This window comes from Flavobacterium piscis (assembly GCF_001686925.1).
GTDB lineage: Bacteria > Bacteroidota > Bacteroidia > Flavobacteriales > Flavobacteriaceae > Flavobacterium > Flavobacterium piscis.
Map to the genome: position 1 here is coordinate 207837 of NZ_LVEN01000044.1, position 18491 is coordinate 226327.

Here is an 18491-nt window from a genome sequence, read left to right on the forward strand (position 1 = left end):
CATGACAGCCAAATTACTTTTTACAATTACCTTTTTATTTTTTACGACTTTCATTTTTGCCCAAAATACCATTTCCGGTAAAGTATTAGATCAAAAAGGCAAGCCTGTTCCGGGCGCTAATATTTATATAGATGGAACATACGACGGAGCGACAAGTTCTGAAACAGGAGATTTTTCGTTTGAAACAACAGAAACCGGAAGTAAGACATTAGTGATCAGTTTTTTACTTTATGATACTTTCAAAAAAGAAATTGATGTTGCCAACTATAAAGACCAAATTGTAAAATTAAGAGAGAATGTAAACGCACTGGATGCCGTTGTAATTACCGCCGGAACATTAGAATCCGGAGATAAAGCCAGAGTTTCAGTTTTAAAACCTTTAGACATTGTAACCACTGCAGGATCTGCCGGAAATATTATTGCGGCTCTGCAAACCTTGCCGGGAACACAAACCGTTGGCGAAGACGGACGTTTGTTTGTTCGTGGAGGTGAAGCCAGCGAAACCCAGACTTTTGTAGACGGACTTCGTGTAGCGCAGCCTTATGGCGCGACAACTAATAATTTGCCAACCCGCAGCAGATTTTCGCCATTTTTGTTCAGCGGAATTGCTTTTTCTACCGGAGGTTATTCTGCTGAATATGGTGAAGCTTTGTCCAGTGTTTTGTTATTGAATACGCAAGACGAGCCGGACCAGAATAAAACAGATATTGCCTTGATGACTGTAGGTTTAGGAGTTGGAAACACGCAAAAATGGAAAAAAAGCTCTTTTAGCATCAATACCAATTATATCAATCTGGCGCCTTATCAGGCTGTAATTCCTCAAAATGTAGACTGGAATAATCCGTATCAATCTTTAGGAGGTGAGGCAGTATATCGATATCATTTTGAAAGAGGTATTTTTAAATTATACGCTGCTTTTGATGCCGAAAAATTCGATTTAAACCAGAAGAATGTAAATTTCGCTGATCCAATCAGAACCGATTTAAACAATAATAATTTTTATTTGAATGCCTCTTATAAAGGAGATTTTGGAACTGGCTGGCAGCTTACTTCAGGAATTAGTTACGGTTACAGCAAAAACAAAATCAAATTCGATAGTAATGATGTTGACAGCAACGAAAATGCAGCACAACTGAAATTGAAATTGCGAAAAAACATCTCAAACTATTTTAAATTGTCTTTTGGAGCCGATTATTTTATGACCAGATACAATGAAAACTTTGATGACAATATTTCAATAAAAACAGCAAATGGTTACGATTCGAACATCGCTGCATTTTATACCGAAGGAGATATTTTATTCTCGAAAAACCTGGCAATGAAAGTAGGTTTGAGGCTTTCGAATAATAGTTTACTTGACGAAACGAATATTGCACCAAGAGCTTCAATCGCTTATAAAGTTTCTAAAAACAGTCAGTTTTCGTTTGCTTACGGAGATTTTAGCCAAACTCCTGTTGTTGATTATATTAAATACTCAAAATACCATCAGTTCGAAAGTGAAAAAGCGAGACATTATATTTTAAATTATCAGTTTACAAAACCAGGACAAACCTTTAGAGCTGAGGCTTATTATAAAGATTACAGCAATTTGGTTCAGTACAATACGAGAGATATTCAGTACAATTCGGTTTTCAATAATAACGGTTCAGGTTATGCAAAAGGATTAGATTTGTTTTGGAGAGACAGTAATTTATTAAAAAACTTAGAATATTGGATTTCATATTCTTATATCGATTCAGAAAGACAATACAAGAATTTTCCAACTATGGCAACTCCTAATTTTGTTGCGAATCACAGTTTATCTATCGTAACCAAATATTTTATCACCGATTGGAAATCGCAAATAGGTTTCACCAACAGTTATAGTTCAGGCCGACCTTACAACGATCCAAATCAAACTCAATTTATGAACGGAAAAACAAAGTCATATAATAGTTTGAGTTTTAACTGGGCGTATTTATTAACGACACAAAAAATTCTGTATTTCTCAGTTTCGAATGTATTAGGAACTCAAAATGTTTTTGGTTACGATTACGCAAAATTACCGGACCCAAACGGAGTTTATAACAGACAGCCCGTTGTACCAACCGCAGACAGATTCTTTTTCGTAGGTTTCTTCTGGACGATTAGTGATAATAAAAATGAGAATCAGTTGAAAAATTTATAGTCTCTAAGTTGCTAAGGTTCTGAGTTGCTAAGATAAAAACTTAGATCCTTAGCAACTCAGAATCTCAGAACCTTTAAAAAAAAACAATTCAGTCATCAAAATCAACAACTCAGTATTATTTAATTTTAAGAGAACAAAAACCAAAGTATTTTTGAAGTATAAAATAATAAGCGACTAAGTTGCTAAGGTTCTAAGAATCAAAACTTAGAAACTAAAAATAAAGAAGAGTTTTAATCATCAACAAAACTTAGAATCTCAGAACCTTAGCATCTTAGTAACTTTAAAAAAAAAAAGCCATGATCAAAATTATTACATTAATAACCTTATTTATCTGCAGTCTGATGTCTGCTCAAAATGTAAAACTAACTGTTTCTGTTTCGGGTTTAAAGAATAATGAAGGAACTGTTAAAGTAGGTTTGTACAATTCAGATGGTACATTTCTTAAAACAACTTATAAAAGCGTTGCTTCTAAAATTAAAGACAACAAAGCAATGGTAACATTCGAAAATCTTCCGGCAGGAGAATATGCAATTTCAGCATATCACGATGAAAACAATAACGGAAAACTGGATAAAAATATGATGGGAATTCCTTCTGAAGATTATGCAGCTTCAAACAATGCAAAAGGATTTATGGGACCGCCGGCCTATAAAGATGCTAAATTTGTCATTGCTAAAGATTCAAAAATTGAAATTACCTTATAAAATAGTAACTAACAAAATAATTTAAAAACAACCATTTTAATTACCTGTAAAATGAAAAAAATCATCACTTTAGTCGCATTATTCGCAGTCTTAATAAGTTCTGCCCAAACACAATTTGAACAAGGAATGGGAAAAGCGTTCGGGCTTTGGAAAGAGGGAAAAAACACAGAAGCTTCGGCTTTGTTTGAAAGAATCGCTGCAGCAGAAAAAACAAGTTATTTGCCTAATTATTATGTTGCTCTAATCAACACTACAACTGCATTTTCTGAAAAAGATAAAACAAAAATAGATTTGTTATTGACAAAAGCTCAAGATGCATTGGATGTTGAATTGATAAAAGATCAAAACAATGCCGAATTATATGCCCTGCAGGCTTTGATTTATACGGCTTGGGTAGTAGCAGACCCAATGACAAACGGAATGAAATATTCAGCCAAGGTAATGGAAGCTTACGCAAAAGGAAAAGCAATCGATCCTAACAATCCCAGAATTGTTTTTGGAGAAGCTGATTATCAGTTAGGCGGCGCAAAATGGACAGGAGTTGACACAAAACCACTTTGTGTACAAGTTGATAAAGCTGTTGAACTTTTTGCTACATTTAAACCAGAAACTTCTTTTTCGCCAAAATGGGGATTAGAAAGAGCTTTAGAAGCTCAAAAAAATTGCAAAAAATAAAATAAATTTAAGTTGATATTATAATGAAAGACTATAGAAGTTCATTTGCTGATTTAAAAAGTGGAACAATCATTTGTTTCAAGATTTCTATGGTCTTTACAGTAATATTCTCTGCTTTTTTAGGCGCTGATCTCACCATTCAAAACGTATTGCTAACATTTCTTTTAAGCTCTCTTTATTCTTTTGGATTGGGTTTTGGAAATGGTTTTTTAAGTGTTCTCCTGGATAGAAAATGGGATTGGCTGGAACAGACTAATTTAAGAGTGTATTACGGAATTTTGGTTACGGTTTTATACACTGTTCCAGCCGTTTTAGGAATTAATTATATCATTTATGTATTAGTTCAAAATCTTCCTGTAGAGAAGTTTTTTAGCGACAGAATGATTTGGAACCACTTTTTTTATATCGTTTTATCTCTTGGAGTTTCTATTTTCATGCAGGCGAGAAGCTTTATGGTAAAATGGAAACAGGCATCAAAGTTCGAGATAACGCAGCAAAAAATTATCGCAGGAACGGCAAATGCTAAATTCGAAAGTTTAAAAAATCAGATCGACCCGCACTTTCTTTTTAATAGTTTAAATGTTTTAAGTTCATTAATTGAAGAAAATCCGGATAATGCGCAACGTTTTACCACTTCATTATCTAAAATTTACCGTTACGTTTTAGAGCAAAAAGACAAAGAACTGGTATCGGTCGAGGATGAATTGTCATTCGCAAAAACGTATATGAATTTGCTCAAAATGCGTTTCGAAAATAGTTTGTTTTACGAATTGCCTGCAACAAATATCAATCCGGATGCAAAAGTAGTTCCGTTATCGTTGCAGCTTTTGCTGGAAAATACAGTAAAACACAATGTAGTGAGTGAGCAAAAACCACTCCATATCAGAATTTTTGTTGATGGAGAATATTTAGCCATTCAGAATGATTTTCAAAAGAAAGAAGTTTTGCAGGACAGGCAAGGAGTGGGGTTGCAGAATATCGTAAATCGATACGGAATTGTAACCAACAGAAAAGTATTGATTGAACAAAATGAGAAAAATTTTACAGTCAAAATTCCAATTTTGACCAAACAAATTACAGTTATGGAAACAAGTGCAGAATATAGCGATGAAAATAAGGCTTATTTCAGAGCTAAAAAAAGAGTAGAAGAATTGAAAGGTTTTTACGGGAATGTTATTTCATATGTTTGTGTGATTCCATTCTTGATTTTTATAAATTTGAGGTATTCTCCTGGATTTCAGTGGTTTTGGTTTTCGGCTTTGGGCTGGGGATTTGGAGTTGTAATGCATGCTTTTAAAGTTTTTGGTTACAGTTCAGATTGGGAAGAACGAAAAATCAGGCAGATATTAGAGAAAGAAAATAACAAACAAACCTGGAAATAATGAAACCAAATTATAACGAAGCAGAGCGCTATTATGAAGCTCAGAAAAAAGTAAAAGAAATAAGAGGATTTTACGAGCACTTAATGGTTTATATTCTTTGTAACCCAATTGTAATAGTGGTAAATCTTATGACATCGCCAGGATATTTATGGTTTATTTGGTGCGTGATGGGATGGGGAATAGGATTGATTGCGCACGGATTGAAAGCTTTCGAATTTTCACCGTTTTTCAATAAAGAATGGGAAGAAAGAAAGATTCAGGAAATTTTAGAGAAAGAAAATAAACCAACCTGGAAATAATTATGGAAAATCATCTTAATAATGATCAGGAAGAATTCGAACTTCAAAAAATGGCAAATAAAAAAGTAGTAAAATTGAAAGCTTTTTATTCGCACATGTTTGTCTACGTTATAGGAGTGATCTTTTTTATTTTGAAGGAATATTTCGGAGTTCCGTTTAATTTTTTCCCTTTAAAACATATCAATCTTTTTGTAATGGGAATCTGGACGGTTTTCTTCGTAGTTTCTGCAATTGACATATTTGCTTCTTTTAAAATTTTTGGCGAAGAATGGGAAGAGCGTAAAGTGAAAAGTATCTTAGAGAAAAAAACAAAAAAACAAAAATGGGAGTAATCATGGAAGTAAATTATAATGAAGAGGATAAATATTTCGCAGCTAGAAAGAAAGTAGAAAACATTAAAGCATTTTACGGAAACCTGACTTCTTTTTTACTAGTAAACGCAGTTTTGATTTTTATTAATTTGTATACATCACCCAATCATTTATGGTTTTACTGGCCTTTGATGTGGTGGGGATTTGGAGTTGTTTTTCATGGGTTAAAAGTTTTTGAAGTATTTCCGGTTTTAGGAAAAGGCTGGGAAGAAAGAAAAATCAAAGAATTTATGGACAAGGAAAAAGAGAATAAAAACAAATGGCAATAATTTTAAAGTTATAATAAAATGGGAAGTTTTAGAAGACAATTTTATGATGAATTAGGTGAAGAATACCAAAAGCATTATGGAAAACACAGCGGGGACGAAAATTATAAGGCAGCATATAAAAAAGTCAAAAAAATTAAAGGATTCTATTCGCATTTAAAAGTGTATATAATCGTTAATTTGATCATTATTTTCTCGAGTCTAAACAGAGATTTTTTTGGGAAAGCGTTTAATGAAAGTGGTTTATTTGAATGGCATACGTATTCAACTGCTGTATTTTGGGGCATTGCTATTTTAATTCATGCCTTTACGGTATTTGGACCGGACGTTTTTTTTAGCAAAGACTGGGAGCAAAAGAAAATTCAAAAATATATTGATAAAGATGCTCAGAATAAAAATAAATGGGAGTAATTTTAAACTGAATTTTTCAATTTTTGCATTGTACTAAATGACCACATTAATTATAGAAGACGAAAAGCCTGCAGCAAGATTATTGCAGCGTAAGCTCGAAAAGTTAGATATTGCAGTAGAAACCATGCTGCACTCTGTAGAAGAATCAGTTCATTGGTTTACTAATAATCAACATCCTGATTTAATTTTTCTTGATATTCAGTTATCAGATGGTTTGTCGTTTGAAATCTTCGAAAAAGTAAACATTCAAAGCGCGATTATTTTTACTACGGCTTATGATGAATATGCTTTAAAGGCATTCAAATTAAATAGTATCGATTATCTTTTGAAACCTATTGACGAGGATGATTTAGAAATTGCTGTCACAAAATTTAAAAACCGAATTCCAAAAGCAGATTCAGGAAATCAAAATCTTCAGCTTGATTTTGAGCAAATTCGCCAAATGTTGTCCAATCCTTTCGAGAAGAGTTACAAAAAACGATTCACCGTAAAAATAGGCCAATATTTAAAAGTAATTACGACTGATGAAATCGAATGTTTTTTTAGTGAAAACAAAGGAACTTATATTCATACTTTCGAAAATAGAAACTATCTGATCGATTCTACTTTAGAAATTTTGGAACAGGAATTAGACATGAAGGATTTCTTTCGCGTAAGCAGAAAATTTATTGTTCCGCTTACAGCAATAAAAGAAATTCAGGTGTATACCAATTCTCGCTTAAAAGTAATTTTACCGTCTTATAAAGAAGACGAAGTAATTGTAAGCCGCGAAAAAGTACAGGATTTTAAAGCATGGCTGGGATAAATTTATTCCAAGCAGAATTCAACCCGAAATTAAAGAGCCATCGGCTCGATCAATTTTGTAGGGCCGGATTTTAATCTGGTTTAGGTTCAATGCGGTTTAGTTCAAAATAGATAAAAAACAAAAAAGATCCTTAAAACGAAGGATCTTTTTTGTTTTTATGTTTGTCTATTTGCTCAATCGATGCAAGGTAAAAGTCATTGCACTCAAAAGGAAGAATGCCATAATTTGGTGAATTAATCCTAAAGCCAATGGAACACTATATAATAGCGTAAATACACCCAATGCAAATTGAATAAATACAAAAGCTACTAAAGTTTTAATGCTATTTACCTGCGTTCTTGAAAGCGAAAATTGAGTGCTTTTATAGTATAAAAACAAAATAAGAGCCACTACAACATAAGCAAAAGTTCTGTGTACAAACTGTACACCGCTTTTACCTTCGATTAAATTTTTGACCAAAGTTGGTTGTTCAATAAAAACAGAATCGTGTATAAATTCTCCATCACTCATTAATGGCCAGTGATTGTGTATTAATCCTGCATTTAATCCTGCCACAAAACCGCCATAAATAATTTGAATTAATAGCGCCACCAAAGCAAATCGCGCAATATTGCGAAGCGGAATTACTTTAGTAATCGTTCTTTCAGGATAAATTAAATCTAATGCTACCCATAAAGTGTAAGCGAAAGTGATGAAAGCAAAAGTAAGGTGTAAAGAAAGTCTAAAATGGCTTACATCAGGATTGTCGATTAATCCGCTGCGAACCATAAACCATCCAAGGAAACCTTGAAAACCTCCCATTGCCAAAAGAACGATACATTTTTTGATAGTAGAACGATCCAGTTTCTTTTTCATTAAAAAATAAACAAAAGGAACAAAGAAAACTAGCCCGATGATTCGACCAATAAAGCGGTGAAACCATTCCCAGAAGTAAATAAATTTATAATCAGCTAATTGAAAATCGTTGTGAATATTGATTTTTTGATACTCAGGAAATTTCTTGTATTGCTCGAAAGCTTCATTCCATTTTGCATCCGTAAGAGGCGGGAAGGTATCAGTTACCAAATGCCAGTCGGTCATGGATAAACCTGAATTTGTCAGACGGGTAATTCCGCCAACAACAACCATTAAAAACAATAAAACACATCCTGATAGTAACCAAATGATTACTGATTTATTCTCTTTTTTCATTCTTTTCCAATTAATTCTATTTCGTTTGTTCGTTTTTTCTTTAAGTAAAATTTTGCCAAAAAATAATTTGCAATAATATTTAATGGAAGTATTATCGAAAGCTTCCCAATTCTCTCGGCATACGTATCATTGATTTCTAATTTTAAAACATCTATAAGAATAGAGGATTCAAAAATAAAGAATGCAATAAAAACTATTGCAATTGCAATTATGCAGCTAAAGAAAAATATAATTTTAAGTTTAAAATGGTTAGTGTTTGTGTCTTTTAGTTTTTTTGAAAACATAATATTTGATATTATGAATACCAATAAAAGTAAAACAAGAAAGACAGCACCTAAAGCATCCATTATTTCTTAGGCGTTAAATTTAATTTTACAGCTCTTTTAATTATAAAATCATATGCAGCCTGATATTCATTCGGGATATCACCTTCCAAAATAGCTTCTTTCACCGCTTCTTTCAAAACTCCAATTTCGCGCGAAGGTTTTAAATCAAATATTTCCATAATTTCTTCACCTGAAATTGGAGGTTGAAAATTACGAACATGATCGCGTTCTTCTACTTCGACAATTTTCTTGCGAACGATTTCAAAGTTTTTGTGGTATTTCTTAAACTTCGACGGATTCTTGGTTGTAATATCCGCTTCGCACAATGTCATTAAATCCTCAACATCTTCACCGGCATCAAAAACCAAACGGCGGACTGCGCTGTCGGTTACAATATCCTGCGCCAAAACAATTGGACGCGAACTCATAATAACCATTTTCTGCACAAATTTCATTTTATGGTTTAATGGCATATGCAAACGTTCGAATATTTTCTTGGCCATTTTTCCACCTAAAAATTCATGACCATGAAAAGTCCATCCTTGTTTTTTATTAAAACGCTTTGTTGGCGCTTTTCCAATATCATGCAACAAAGCCGACCAACGTAACCAAACATCATCTGTATTAGGGCAAATATTATCTACAACTTCAAGTGTGTGATAAAAGTTGTTTTTATGCGTATGACCTTCAATTTCCTCTACTTGATTTAAAGCTGTTAACTCAGGTAAAATAATATCTAAAAGTCCGGTTTTGTATAAAAGTAAAAATCCTGTTGAAGGTTTTGGAGTAGATAGAATTTTGTTTAATTCGTCTACAATTCTTTCACCGGAGATAATTTTAATACGATCTGCATTTTTAGTGATAGCATTTAGTGAGTTTTCTTCGATTTCGAAATTCAATTGCGTTGCAAAACGAATCGCACGCAACATTCTCAACGGATCATCAGAATAAGTTATATCAGGGTTTAAAGGCGTTTTTATCGTTTTGTTTTCTAAATCAGCCAAACCATTAAAAGGATCAGAAAGCTCACCAAATGTTTTTTCGTTTAGTGATAAAGCCAATGCATTTATGGTAAAATCACGACGGTTTTGATCGTCTTCAAGCGTTCCGTTCTCGACAATTGGATTTCTGCTGTCAAAATTGTAAGATTCTTTTCGGGCACCAACAAATTCAATATCAGTATCTTCAAAACGCAACATTGCGGTTCCGTAAGTTTTAAAAACCTGTACTTTTGGTTTTTTTGGAAGTAATTCAGAAACCCTCAAAGCCAATTCGATACCACTGCCAACAGCAACCACATCAATGTCTTTTTTTGAACCCCGATTTAAAAGCAAATCCCTAACAAAGCCGCCAATTACATAACTGTCGACATTAAGTTCCTGGGATGCTTTCGAAATTATTTCGAAGATTTTATTTTGTAAAGCTGTTTTATAGTTTGTTTGTATAGCCACGAATTCACTAATTTTTTATAAAATAATACGTTTGTGTTCAAGTGAGACAGAATTAAAGTTTGCTAAAATTGCCAAATGGGTTTTTGAAACCTTTAAATAATTTAGACATTGCGAAATATGTTTGGGATGTAAAAAATCACTTGATTTTATTTCAAGTATAATTTTATCAAACAAAACAAAATCAGCATAGAATCTATGATTCAATATTGTGTCTTTATAATTTACTAAATATTCTTTTTCTCTTTCAAATGGAATGTTTGCTTTTCTAAATTCATATTCTAAAGCATCTTTATAAACGATTTCAGAAAAACCTCCACCTAAATTTCTATGAACATCAAATAAAATTCCCATTATCTGATAACTTTCCAGTTGATATAATATTTTTGTCATACTCTAATTTTTTTTTCGCCACGAATTCACGAATTTTTTTAAATTAATGATTAAAAAGTTAATTCGTGAATTCGTGGCTAATATTTAGAATGCAACTTTCAATTTTATATTGAAATGTTATTTGGAATTTTATAGCCGCAAATTTACAACATAGAAAATGCCTATTACAATCTATCGTTTACTTTTTTGAACAAATTCATAGTTTCAGGTATCAAATTTTATTAAAACAAAAGACTTCACGCTGAATTTCACGAATCATAATCAATAAAAAAAGAAATTCGTGAATTCGTGGCGAAAAAAAAACATCCGTCTGGTTGATTTATATACCTATCAAACAAATCAATTGTAATAACATATTTTTAAAATTTCAATTTGTATTTTTGAATCCTATAAAAATGCACACATGAAAATTGTTATATCGCCGGCGAAGTCATTAAATTTCGAAAAAGAATTACCAACTCCTCAATATACAGAACCTGCTTTTTTAAAGGAAGCGCGTCAGGTTCATAAAGTTTTAAAAGAAAAAAAGCCAGCTGAATTATCAGACTTAATGTCGATTTCAGATAAATTATCAGATTTAAACTGGAAAAGAAATCAGGATTGGAAAACTCCTTTTACACCTGAAAACGCACGTCCGGCCATTTATACTTTTGATGGAGATGTATATACGGGATTGGATGCTTATACAATTCCGTTAGAGAAAATAGAGGTTTTACAAAATAAGCTTAGAATTTTATCCGGTCTTTATGGCGTTTTAAAACCATTAGATTTAATGCAGGCGTACCGTTTAGAAATGGGGACAAAATTACCAATTGGTGAATATAAAAATCTGCATGAATTCTGGAAACCAACTGTTACAAAAGCTTTAAACAAAGAATTAGAAAAAGGAGAATTGTTTGTGAATTTAGCGAGTAACGAATATTTCTCTGCAGTTGATGTTAAGGCTTTAAAAGTTCCTGTAATTACTCCGGATTTTAAAGATTATAAGGATGGAAAATTAAAAATCATCAGCTTTTTCGCAAAAAAGGCGAGAGGTATGATGGTACGTTATATTATCGATACGAATGCCGAAACTATTGATGATCTTAAAGGTTTCGATTATGATGGATATGGTTTTGATGCCAATCTTTCTGATGGAAATCATTTGGTGTTTACAAGGTAGGTTTTTTTGAGGAGGTTCTAAGATTCTAAGATGCTGAGGTTCTAAGATTTTTAGTAGAGAGTCGGAGACTCGAGCTATATTGTAGGGAGGGATTTTAATCCCTTTGGATTATGCCATTGTTATTATTAAATAAAAAAAGCCGGACTAAATAAGTAGCCCGGCTTTTTCGTATTATAAATCAATTATTATTAATGCATTGCATCAGCAGGATTAATTTTGTTTTTTCCTTTTTTAATGAAAAGAATAATTGGTATACAGAATAAGAACATGATTCCCAAATACATGAATATATCCATGTACGACATTACTGTGCTTTGTTTTAAAACGGCGTAATCTATTGCCTGATAGGCTTTTTTAAGAGCAACATCCGCACTATAACCTTTTGCTTCAAAAGCTCTCTGCATTCCTATTATACGTTGTTGAACTTGGTAATTGGCAGGATCTAAATTTGTTAATAAATTAACCCTGTGTTCCTGGCTTAAACGAGTGATAAAAGTAGTAATGATTGCAATACCAAATGAACCTCCTAATTGTCTCATCATTCCGGTAAAAGCAGCTCCTTCACCAATATGTTTTCCTTTTAATGTAGAAAGGGAAAGTGTTGTAATAGGTACAAAAAGTAATCCTAAACCAACTCCTCTTAAAATCAAAGGCCAGTACATATGTTCAACTCCTGTATCAGGTGTAAGACGGTTGCGCATCATAAAGGTAAAAAAGAAGAAAATTAAAAATCCTACTCCCACCATATATCCTTGCGGAACACCTTTTTGAATCATATTACCAACAAATGGCATCATGATCGCTGTTGTAATCGAACCCGGAATCAATAATAATCCGGCATCAGTTGCGGTCCATCCTAAAATAGATTGCGTATAAATCGGGATGATCAAAGTAGATCCGTATAAACCGAAGCCAAGAATAAAACACATTACGGTTCCAATTCTTAAATTTCCATCTTTTAAAACACTTAAATTTACAATTGGATGTTTATAAGTAAGCTCTCTCCAGATAAACAATACCAATCCAAGAACAGTAACCACACTTAAAGTTACAATTAGCGAATCATTAAACCAATCATCTTGTTGTCCGTGTTCCAGAACGAATTGTAATGAACCAATAAAAGCGGCTAATAATATAATTCCCCACCAGTCAACCTGATTTGCTTTTAATTTCTCTCCGTATTTTGGACTTCTTACGAAAGTAATCGCCAGAATAGTAGCAATAATACCCAACGGAATATTGATATAAAATATATAAGGCCAGGAATAATTATCTACTAAATATCCTCCTAAAGGCGGACCTAAAGTTGGACCAACAATTACACCCATACCGTAAATAGCTTGCGCCATACCACGTTTTGCTACGGGGTAACTTTCGGTTATAATGGTTTGGGCTGTTACCAGTAAGGCACCACCACCCATACCTTGTACAAACCTAAAAGCTACAAGTTCCCAAATATTACTGGCATTACCGCACAAAAAGGAGCAGACTGTAAATATTATGATAGAAGCCACAAAATAGTTACGTCTTCCAAATTGCTGCGAAAGCCAACTCGTCATCGGAATTACAATAACATTCGCAATTGCGTATGCTGTAATTACCCAAGCCACATCAGTCAAAGTAGCACCAAGGCTACCTCGCATGTCTGTTAGTGCTACGTTTACAATCGTGGTATCTACAATTTCCAGCAGTGCACAAAGTACTGCAGTAATCGTAATAATTACACGTCTGTAACCGTATTCTACTAAATCGTCGTCTCCTTGTACTGCTGTCATTATTTTATTTTAAATGTACATCTACGTCAACATTCATTCCCGGTCTTAGTAATTTTACTTTTTCAGGATCGTTTGATGCATCCAAATTAATTTTTACCGGTAATCTCTGAATTGTTTTTACGAAGTTACCTGTTGCGTTATCAGGAGGTAATAATGAAAAACGTGATCCTGTTGCAGGAGAAAATGAAGTTAAGGTACCTTTGAATTCGTAGTTAGGATAAGCATCTACTTTTAAGCTTACTTTTTGTCCCACAACCATTTTGTTTAATTGTGTTTCTTTAAAGTTTGCTACAACCCAAGCTTCATTATTATTGATGATATAAAATAAAGATTGTCCCGGTTGAACCAATTGTCCTGGCTGAATATCTACTTTAGAAACCTGACCGTCAATTGCTGCAGTTACAACAGTATACGTTAAGTTTAAATGAGCAACATCCAACATTGTTTTAGCTCTTTTTATATTTGCAGCAGCAACTTCAGTTTGTTTGTCAGAAACTTTAGACTTTGACTGAATTACTGATTTTTGGTAAGAACTTGCTCTTTGTTGTTGCTCTAAAACACGAACCTGATTTTCAGCTTCATCTTTTGCAGATAACGCTTGCTCATATTGTTGTTTTGTAATCGTGTGCGTTTTGTATAAATTATTGTAACGGTTATAATCGTTAGTAATTTGTCTCAATCTAATTTTAGCACTTTCGATAGAACCAGTTGCAGATCTCATTTGAGCATCAGAAACTGAAATATTTGCATTAGCACTTCCAATATCTGCTTTTGCAGCTTCGTATTGACCTTCAGCACCTAATAATGCAGCATTTGCTTCATCGATTTTTAATTGGTAATCTCTTTTGTCAATAGTAAATAAAGTATCTCCTTTTTTTACAAAGTCATTATCTTTTACATACACTTTACTAATATATCCAGATACTCTAGGAATAATTGGATTCATTTTTTTCTCGATCTGAGCATCATCAGTTTCTTCGTGGGCTAAGGAGTGCATGTATTTTGTTATTCCGTAAGTTCCGCCCACTAAAACCAACACGGTTAGTATAATGATGAATTTAGTATTTGTTTTTTTCTTTTCCATGAGAGCTATCGATTATATTTTAGAAAGATTGAATGATTGTGATAATTGTCCTGATACTGAAAGTAATTCGTAATATTTTTGAATAATTGTTGCTTTAGATACAGCTGTATTGATCTTAGCGCTTAATTGTTCAACATCGGCTTCAACCAAATCATTGGTATCTGCTAAACCATTGTCGAACTTATCTTTTACAAGTCTGTAATTTTCAGATGCCTGTTGAAGCGCTTCGTCATAAACTACACTTTGATTAATAGCCAGGTCATAATCTTCAATAGATTTTTGAACTTCAACTTTAATACGGTCTGTCATTACAGCTTCTGTGTTTTTAACTTCCATGGCTCTGCTTTCAGCTTCTCTTACATGAGCACTGTTTTTGTAAATTCCAGAGATGTCGTACGTTAAACCCAAACCAAAGTTCATTGCATATTTTACAGTAATAATATCTTTTAGATCTAAGGCAGTGTAACCACCAAGTAATGCTAATGTAGGATAGTATGCTGCTCTTGCTACTTTAATATTGGCTTCCGAAGCTTTTTGCTGAAAACGAATAGCTTCTAAATCTTTTCTGTTTTCTAGTGCTAAAACGTCAGATGTTGGTGCATTACTCGTTTTTAAATTAAAGAAATCAGCTTCATTAACCTGAAGTTTTGTAGCAGGATCTAACTTAAGTAAAGTAGTAAGATAAAAGTTGATGTTATTAAGGTTGTTAGTAGCTTCATCAATCGATAATTGCGTTTTTGAAACTAATAATTGTGACTTTAATAAATCATTTCTCGGGATGATTCCGTTTTTCTCTAATTCTGTAAAATCAGTAACACGCTGTTTAGCGCTTTTTTGATTTTCATTTAAAACATCCAGGGTTTTTTGAGCTTTGTATAGCGCTGTATAGTAAGTAATCACTCTTAACGCAACATCTTCTTTTGTTTTAGCAGCATTTGCATTTTCAGCTTCATATAAATTATCATATGCGTTAATGCTATTTTGAATTTTAAATCCTGCAAAAAGAGGCAAGCTTAAATTTGCCATTCCAATCATTGCTCTGTCAGGAGAGGCCAAAGAGGCACTTTCGCCCTGATTTGGCATATCTATCGACGCTTTTGTAAGGCGTTGGTATTGACCGGAAACTTTAATATCAGGATACTGATTGTTTTTAACCTCTTGTAATTCGTACTTTTTTGTGTTTACCTTAGTACTGGCAAGCGTAACTTCGTTACTTTTTTCCCAAGCCAACTTCACGGCTTCGTCTAAGGTTAAACTTGTTTTTTCTTGTGCTTCTATTGATGAGATTCCGATGAAGAAAACACCAAAGAGCAATAATGGATTAATTTTCATAAACAAGTAGCGCTTTTATAGTTTGTTGAATGTGCTTTGTAAGACTGGTTTTAATGTAATCATTATACATTTCCTCTGTTTTTAAATTGAGTAAATCTTCGAAGAAAGGTTTATTCATATGAAAGTGAAAAAAGGTTCCAATAATTGTTGGAGTGATAAGCGGGATAATAACATCTTTCCTGAAAACTCCTTTAGCCTGACCCTGAGCAATAATACTCTCAACAGATTTTAGATTTCCTTTTTTTAATTCTGTAAAAGCAATAAAACTTTTTTCTCTTTTTTTTGCGTTGATTTCAAAATGCAACACTCTGAAAATCCCTTTGTTACAACTTATTCTGTTAATGTAAATTTCGATTAATTTATTGACTTTTTCGATAGGTTCGAGATTTTCCTGTAATAAATTTTCGAGTTGTAATTTTAAATCAGAAGTTTTGTAGATAATTAAAGCTTCAAGCAGTCTTTCTTTAGAACCAAAATAATACGAAACCATCGCAATATTTATTTTTGCATGTTTTGAGATGTCTCGTATAGAAGTCCCTTCGAATCCTTTTTCAGAGAATAACTTCTCAGCAACCTCAAGAATTTGAATTTTTTTATCGTTTAATTCGATGTGTGACATGGTATTGTTTCTAAATCGGGTACAAAATTAAACAAGCGTTTAAATTAAACAGTCGTTTAATTTTATTTTAACATAATATTAACAGAAAACCTTGTAGTGATTTTAGGCTAATATTATGCTTTAAAGCTAGTGTTTATTTACAAAAAAAGCTGAAATAATATTATAAAGGATATTATTTCAGCTACGTGTTTTATACAATCTTGTCATTCCGACGGAGGAGGAATCTTCGTAAGTAACTCCGTAAAGATAATCCAATCATTGTCGAGTTTCTCGCGGAGATTTCTCATCTGTCGAAATGACAAACTATGTCACGGATTGTTTTAAGAAAAGGGATTTTTATCGAATCTCGCCAACAAATTCATTAATCTTTCCACTACCACTTTCACTCAAATGCTTAATAAAAGCACTTCCAATAATAGCGCCTTTTGCATATTTCGTTGCCTGAGTAAACGTTTCTTTATTCGAAATTCCGAAACCAATAATTTGTGGGTTTTTAAGGTTCATATTTGAAATTCTTTCGAAATAATCTTCCTGAACGTTTCCAAAACCAGATTGAGATCCTGTTACACTTGCAGAACTTACCATATAAATAAATCCGTTTGAAACGCTGTCGATAAAACGAATACGTTCGTCAGATGTTTGAGGCGTAATTAAAAACACATTGATTAAGCCGTATTTTTCGAAAATCGCTTTGTATTCATCCGCATAAACATCAACCGGTAAATCCGGAATAATTAATCCGTCAATGCCTATTTCCGAACATTTTTTACAGAATGCTTCAACGCCATATTGTAGCATAGGATTAAAATAACCCATAATAATCAACGGAATTTTCACGCTTTCGCGGATGTTCTTCAGCTGATCGAAAAGAATTTGAGTCGTCATTCCGTTATGAAGCGCGGTTGTAGAACTCGCCTGAATCGTTGGTCCATCAGCCAAAGGATCACTAAAAGGCAAACCAATTTCGATTAAGTCAACGCCATTTTTTTCTAAATCCTGAATAATCTGAACGGTGTCATTTAAGTTAGGATATCCGGCAGAAAAGTAAATAGAAAGTATCTTTTTATCTTCTTGTAATTTTTGAGTTATTCTGTTCATTTCTTATATGTTTTTCTCCTGCAAGGTTTCAAAACCTTGTAGGTATTTATTAAGTTATTTTTTTGCCACTCCCGATAGCTATCGGGATAAAAGATTCTCACTGATTGCTGGAAATTTATTTCACGCAGATTTTAAATAGATTTAAGCTGATTTGCGCAGATCTTTTTTAAATCTGCTCTAATCTGCCAAATCTGCGTGAAATAAAATCGTTAATCTGTGCAATCTGTGGCATTATATCTAAATCGTCACAACTCGAGTTGTCCAATTATCATTATTATTCTCTGCTAATAAAATTCCTGAATCCGAGTCATTCATTTGTCCAGCCAATTCACCTTTTTTATTCCAAAAAGCACTTTGTCCTGCCGATGGATAACCCCAGGATTCTCCACTAAAATTAGACATCAAAACATTCATTTTATGTTTCTCAGCATAGCTTTGCAAATCTCGATATGCATTTGGAATTCCGTTTGGTGTAAAGAAAATACTGGCAATGTAAATATCAGTTGCTCTCTTACAAGCGTTTTCAGGATGCAGCGGATTATCAATATCAGCACAAATGGCAAATGAAATCTTTTGATTCTCAATTGTAATCATCGGATTATAATCGAAAGAAGATTGAAAGAACTCATCCTCACCTTCGTGCAAAAACTGCTTCGTATAAACTGCAACCGAATTGTCCGGAGAAATAACAAATTCTCCTATAAATAATTGAGATTCTACCTTAATTGGCGCGCCGGCAACAATAATAATATTATTTTCAACAGCCAGTTGTTGCAAATGATCCAATCGGGAATCGTCTTTTTTGAAAGCCAGTTTTTGAGCATGTTCTCTTTCATAACCTGTAATTGATAATTCAGGAAATGCGATTAATTGCGCTCCGTTTTGCACAACCAAATCGATAAGACGATAGTGATCTAATAAATTAGCTCCGATATCTCCTCGTGTTGGTTTTGTTTGTGCTGCTGCTAAAATCATATCGAATT

The 18491-nt window shown here is 33.2% G+C and carries 20 protein-coding genes; 10 read left to right on the forward strand and 10 right to left on the reverse strand.

What is annotated here, in order from left to right:
- The first annotated feature begins 1 nt into the window (after position 1).
- The 9 genes from FLP_RS20610 (at position 2) to FLP_RS20650 (ending at position 7080) form a co-directional block, all read left to right on the forward strand.
- On the forward strand, positions 2–2167 hold the full coding sequence (locus FLP_RS20610) for a TonB-dependent receptor (RefSeq protein WP_065451388.1): 2166 nt from the start codon (positions 2–4) through the stop codon (positions 2165–2167).
- Positions 2168–2463: 296 nt separating this feature from the next.
- Complete coding sequence (locus FLP_RS20615; RefSeq protein ID WP_083195918.1) at positions 2464–2871, forward strand: DUF2141 domain-containing protein; 408 nt, start codon at positions 2464–2466, stop codon at positions 2869–2871.
- Between the two features lie 51 nt (positions 2872–2922).
- Complete coding sequence (locus FLP_RS20620; RefSeq protein WP_065451390.1) at positions 2923–3546, forward strand: hypothetical protein; 624 nt, start codon at positions 2923–2925, stop codon at positions 3544–3546.
- 23 nt (positions 3547–3569) lie between these two features.
- Entirely contained in the window at positions 3570–4928 is a 1359-nt protein-coding gene (locus FLP_RS20625) for a 2TM domain-containing protein (protein WP_065451391.1), read from the forward strand.
- Complete coding sequence (locus FLP_RS20630) at positions 4928–5227, forward strand: 2TM domain-containing protein (RefSeq protein ID WP_065451392.1); 300 nt, start codon at positions 4928–4930, stop codon at positions 5225–5227. The genes FLP_RS20625 and FLP_RS20630 overlap by 1 nt, the downstream gene beginning before the upstream one ends.
- Before the next feature lie 2 nt (positions 5228–5229).
- Positions 5230–5559 carry a 2TM domain-containing protein gene (locus FLP_RS20635; protein ID WP_065451393.1) on the forward strand — a complete coding sequence of 110 codons (330 nt, stop codon included), beginning with the start codon at positions 5230–5232 and terminating at the stop codon, positions 5557–5559.
- Complete coding sequence (locus FLP_RS20640) at positions 5550–5867, forward strand: 2TM domain-containing protein (protein ID WP_065451394.1); 318 nt, start codon at positions 5550–5552, stop codon at positions 5865–5867. The genes FLP_RS20635 and FLP_RS20640 overlap by 10 nt, the downstream gene beginning before the upstream one ends.
- A gap of 18 nt (positions 5868–5885) precedes the next feature.
- Positions 5886–6275 (forward strand): 2TM domain-containing protein, encoded by a 390-nt coding sequence (locus FLP_RS20645; RefSeq protein WP_065451395.1) that lies wholly within the window; start codon positions 5886–5888, stop codon positions 6273–6275.
- A gap of 37 nt (positions 6276–6312) precedes the next feature.
- Entirely contained in the window at positions 6313–7080 is a 768-nt protein-coding gene (locus FLP_RS20650) for a LytR/AlgR family response regulator transcription factor (protein WP_065451396.1), read from the forward strand.
- A 165-nt stretch (positions 7081–7245) separates the two neighbouring features.
- Here the strand turns inward: FLP_RS20650 and FLP_RS20655 are convergent, their stop codons facing one another.
- From FLP_RS20655 to FLP_RS20670, 4 genes are read right to left on the reverse strand one after another with little or no spacing between them, the layout of a single operon-like run.
- The gene (locus tag FLP_RS20655; protein ID WP_065451397.1) at positions 7246–8271 is read right to left on the reverse strand and encodes a COX15/CtaA family protein; all 1026 of its coding nucleotides are present in this window, start codon (positions 8269–8271) and stop codon (positions 7246–7248) included.
- Positions 8268–8618, reverse strand: a complete 351-nt coding sequence (locus tag FLP_RS20660) for a hypothetical protein (protein WP_065451398.1) — start codon at positions 8616–8618, stop codon at positions 8268–8270. The genes FLP_RS20655 and FLP_RS20660 overlap by 4 nt, the downstream gene beginning before the upstream one ends.
- Complete coding sequence (locus FLP_RS20665; protein ID WP_065451399.1) at positions 8618–10048, reverse strand: CCA tRNA nucleotidyltransferase; 1431 nt, start codon at positions 10046–10048, stop codon at positions 8618–8620. Before FLP_RS20665 ends, FLP_RS20660 begins: the two co-directional genes overlap by 1 nt.
- Before the next feature lie 15 nt (positions 10049–10063).
- Positions 10064–10438, reverse strand: coding sequence for a GxxExxY protein (locus tag FLP_RS20670; protein WP_065451400.1), 375 nt, complete (start codon positions 10436–10438; stop codon positions 10064–10066).
- A gap of 403 nt (positions 10439–10841) precedes the next feature.
- On the opposite strand from FLP_RS20670, the gene yaaA reads away from it, so the two are divergent.
- Complete coding sequence (yaaA, locus tag FLP_RS20675; RefSeq protein ID WP_065451401.1) at positions 10842–11600, forward strand: peroxide stress protein YaaA; 759 nt, start codon at positions 10842–10844, stop codon at positions 11598–11600.
- Positions 11601–11788: 188 nt separating this feature from the next.
- Here the strand turns inward: yaaA and FLP_RS20680 are convergent, their stop codons facing one another.
- From FLP_RS20680 to FLP_RS20705, 6 genes are all read right to left on the reverse strand, one after another.
- Positions 11789–13375: a DHA2 family efflux MFS transporter permease subunit gene (locus FLP_RS20680; protein ID WP_065451402.1), complete on the reverse strand. Its 1587-nt coding sequence runs from the start codon at positions 13373–13375 to the stop codon at positions 11789–11791.
- Positions 13376–13379: 4 nt separating this feature from the next.
- A complete protein-coding gene (locus FLP_RS20685) occupies positions 13380–14459 on the reverse strand; it encodes an HlyD family secretion protein (protein WP_065451403.1) in 1080 nt (359 codons plus the stop codon).
- A gap of 12 nt (positions 14460–14471) precedes the next feature.
- A complete protein-coding gene (locus tag FLP_RS20690) occupies positions 14472–15791 on the reverse strand; it encodes a TolC family protein (RefSeq protein ID WP_065451404.1) in 1320 nt (439 codons plus the stop codon).
- Positions 15781–16410 carry a TetR/AcrR family transcriptional regulator gene (locus FLP_RS20695; RefSeq protein WP_065451405.1) on the reverse strand — a complete coding sequence of 210 codons (630 nt, stop codon included), beginning with the start codon at positions 16408–16410 and terminating at the stop codon, positions 15781–15783. The genes FLP_RS20690 and FLP_RS20695 overlap by 11 nt, the downstream gene beginning before the upstream one ends.
- Positions 16411–16746: 336 nt before the next feature.
- Positions 16747–17508: a tryptophan synthase subunit alpha gene (trpA, locus tag FLP_RS20700; protein ID WP_065451406.1), complete on the reverse strand. Its 762-nt coding sequence runs from the start codon at positions 17506–17508 to the stop codon at positions 16747–16749.
- A gap of 237 nt (positions 17509–17745) precedes the next feature.
- Positions 17746–18483: a carbon-nitrogen hydrolase family protein gene (locus FLP_RS20705; protein WP_065451407.1), complete on the reverse strand. Its 738-nt coding sequence runs from the start codon at positions 18481–18483 to the stop codon at positions 17746–17748.
- Positions 18484–18491 lie beyond the last annotated feature (8 nt).

What these genes read in the sequence shown, in the direction of transcription:
- FLP_RS20670 (WP_065451400.1), bottom strand. Translation starts at nt 10,438, where the DNA reads ATGACAAAAATATTATATCAACTGGAAAGTTATCAGATAATGGGAATT.
- FLP_RS20625 (WP_065451391.1), top strand. Translation starts at nt 3,570, where the DNA reads ATGAAAGACTATAGAAGTTCATTTGCTGATTTAAAAAGTGGAACAATC.
- FLP_RS20610 (WP_065451388.1), top strand. Translation starts at nt 2, where the DNA reads ATGACAGCCAAATTACTTTTTACAATTACCTTTTTATTTTTTACGACT.
- FLP_RS20650 (WP_065451396.1), top strand. Translation starts at nt 6,313, where the DNA reads ATGACCACATTAATTATAGAAGACGAAAAGCCTGCAGCAAGATTATTG.
- yaaA (WP_065451401.1), top strand. Translation starts at nt 10,842, where the DNA reads ATGAAAATTGTTATATCGCCGGCGAAGTCATTAAATTTCGAAAAAGAA.
- FLP_RS20620 (WP_065451390.1), top strand. Translation starts at nt 2,923, where the DNA reads ATGAAAAAAATCATCACTTTAGTCGCATTATTCGCAGTCTTAATAAGT.
- FLP_RS20640 (WP_065451394.1), top strand. Translation starts at nt 5,550, where the DNA reads ATGGGAGTAATCATGGAAGTAAATTATAATGAAGAGGATAAATATTTC.
- FLP_RS20685 (WP_065451403.1), bottom strand. Translation starts at nt 14,459, where the DNA reads ATGGAAAAGAAAAAAACAAATACTAAATTCATCATTATACTAACCGTG.
- FLP_RS20680 (WP_065451402.1), bottom strand. Translation starts at nt 13,375, where the DNA reads ATGACAGCAGTACAAGGAGACGACGATTTAGTAGAATACGGTTACAGA.
- FLP_RS20635 (WP_065451393.1), top strand. Translation starts at nt 5,230, where the DNA reads ATGGAAAATCATCTTAATAATGATCAGGAAGAATTCGAACTTCAAAAA.
- FLP_RS20645 (WP_065451395.1), top strand. Translation starts at nt 5,886, where the DNA reads ATGGGAAGTTTTAGAAGACAATTTTATGATGAATTAGGTGAAGAATAC.
- FLP_RS20695 (WP_065451405.1), bottom strand. Translation starts at nt 16,410, where the DNA reads ATGTCACACATCGAATTAAACGATAAAAAAATTCAAATTCTTGAGGTT.
- FLP_RS20615 (WP_083195918.1), top strand. Translation starts at nt 2,464, where the DNA reads ATGATCAAAATTATTACATTAATAACCTTATTTATCTGCAGTCTGATG.
- FLP_RS20655 (WP_065451397.1), bottom strand. Translation starts at nt 8,271, where the DNA reads ATGAAAAAAGAGAATAAATCAGTAATCATTTGGTTACTATCAGGATGT.
- FLP_RS20705 (WP_065451407.1), bottom strand. Translation starts at nt 18,483, where the DNA reads ATGATTTTAGCAGCAGCACAAACAAAACCAACACGAGGAGATATCGGA.
- FLP_RS20660 (WP_065451398.1), bottom strand. Translation starts at nt 8,618, where the DNA reads ATGGATGCTTTAGGTGCTGTCTTTCTTGTTTTACTTTTATTGGTATTC.
- FLP_RS20690 (WP_065451404.1), bottom strand. Translation starts at nt 15,791, where the DNA reads ATGAAAATTAATCCATTATTGCTCTTTGGTGTTTTCTTCATCGGAATC.
- FLP_RS20630 (WP_065451392.1), top strand. Translation starts at nt 4,928, where the DNA reads ATGAAACCAAATTATAACGAAGCAGAGCGCTATTATGAAGCTCAGAAA.
- trpA (WP_065451406.1), bottom strand. Translation starts at nt 17,508, where the DNA reads ATGAACAGAATAACTCAAAAATTACAAGAAGATAAAAAGATACTTTCT.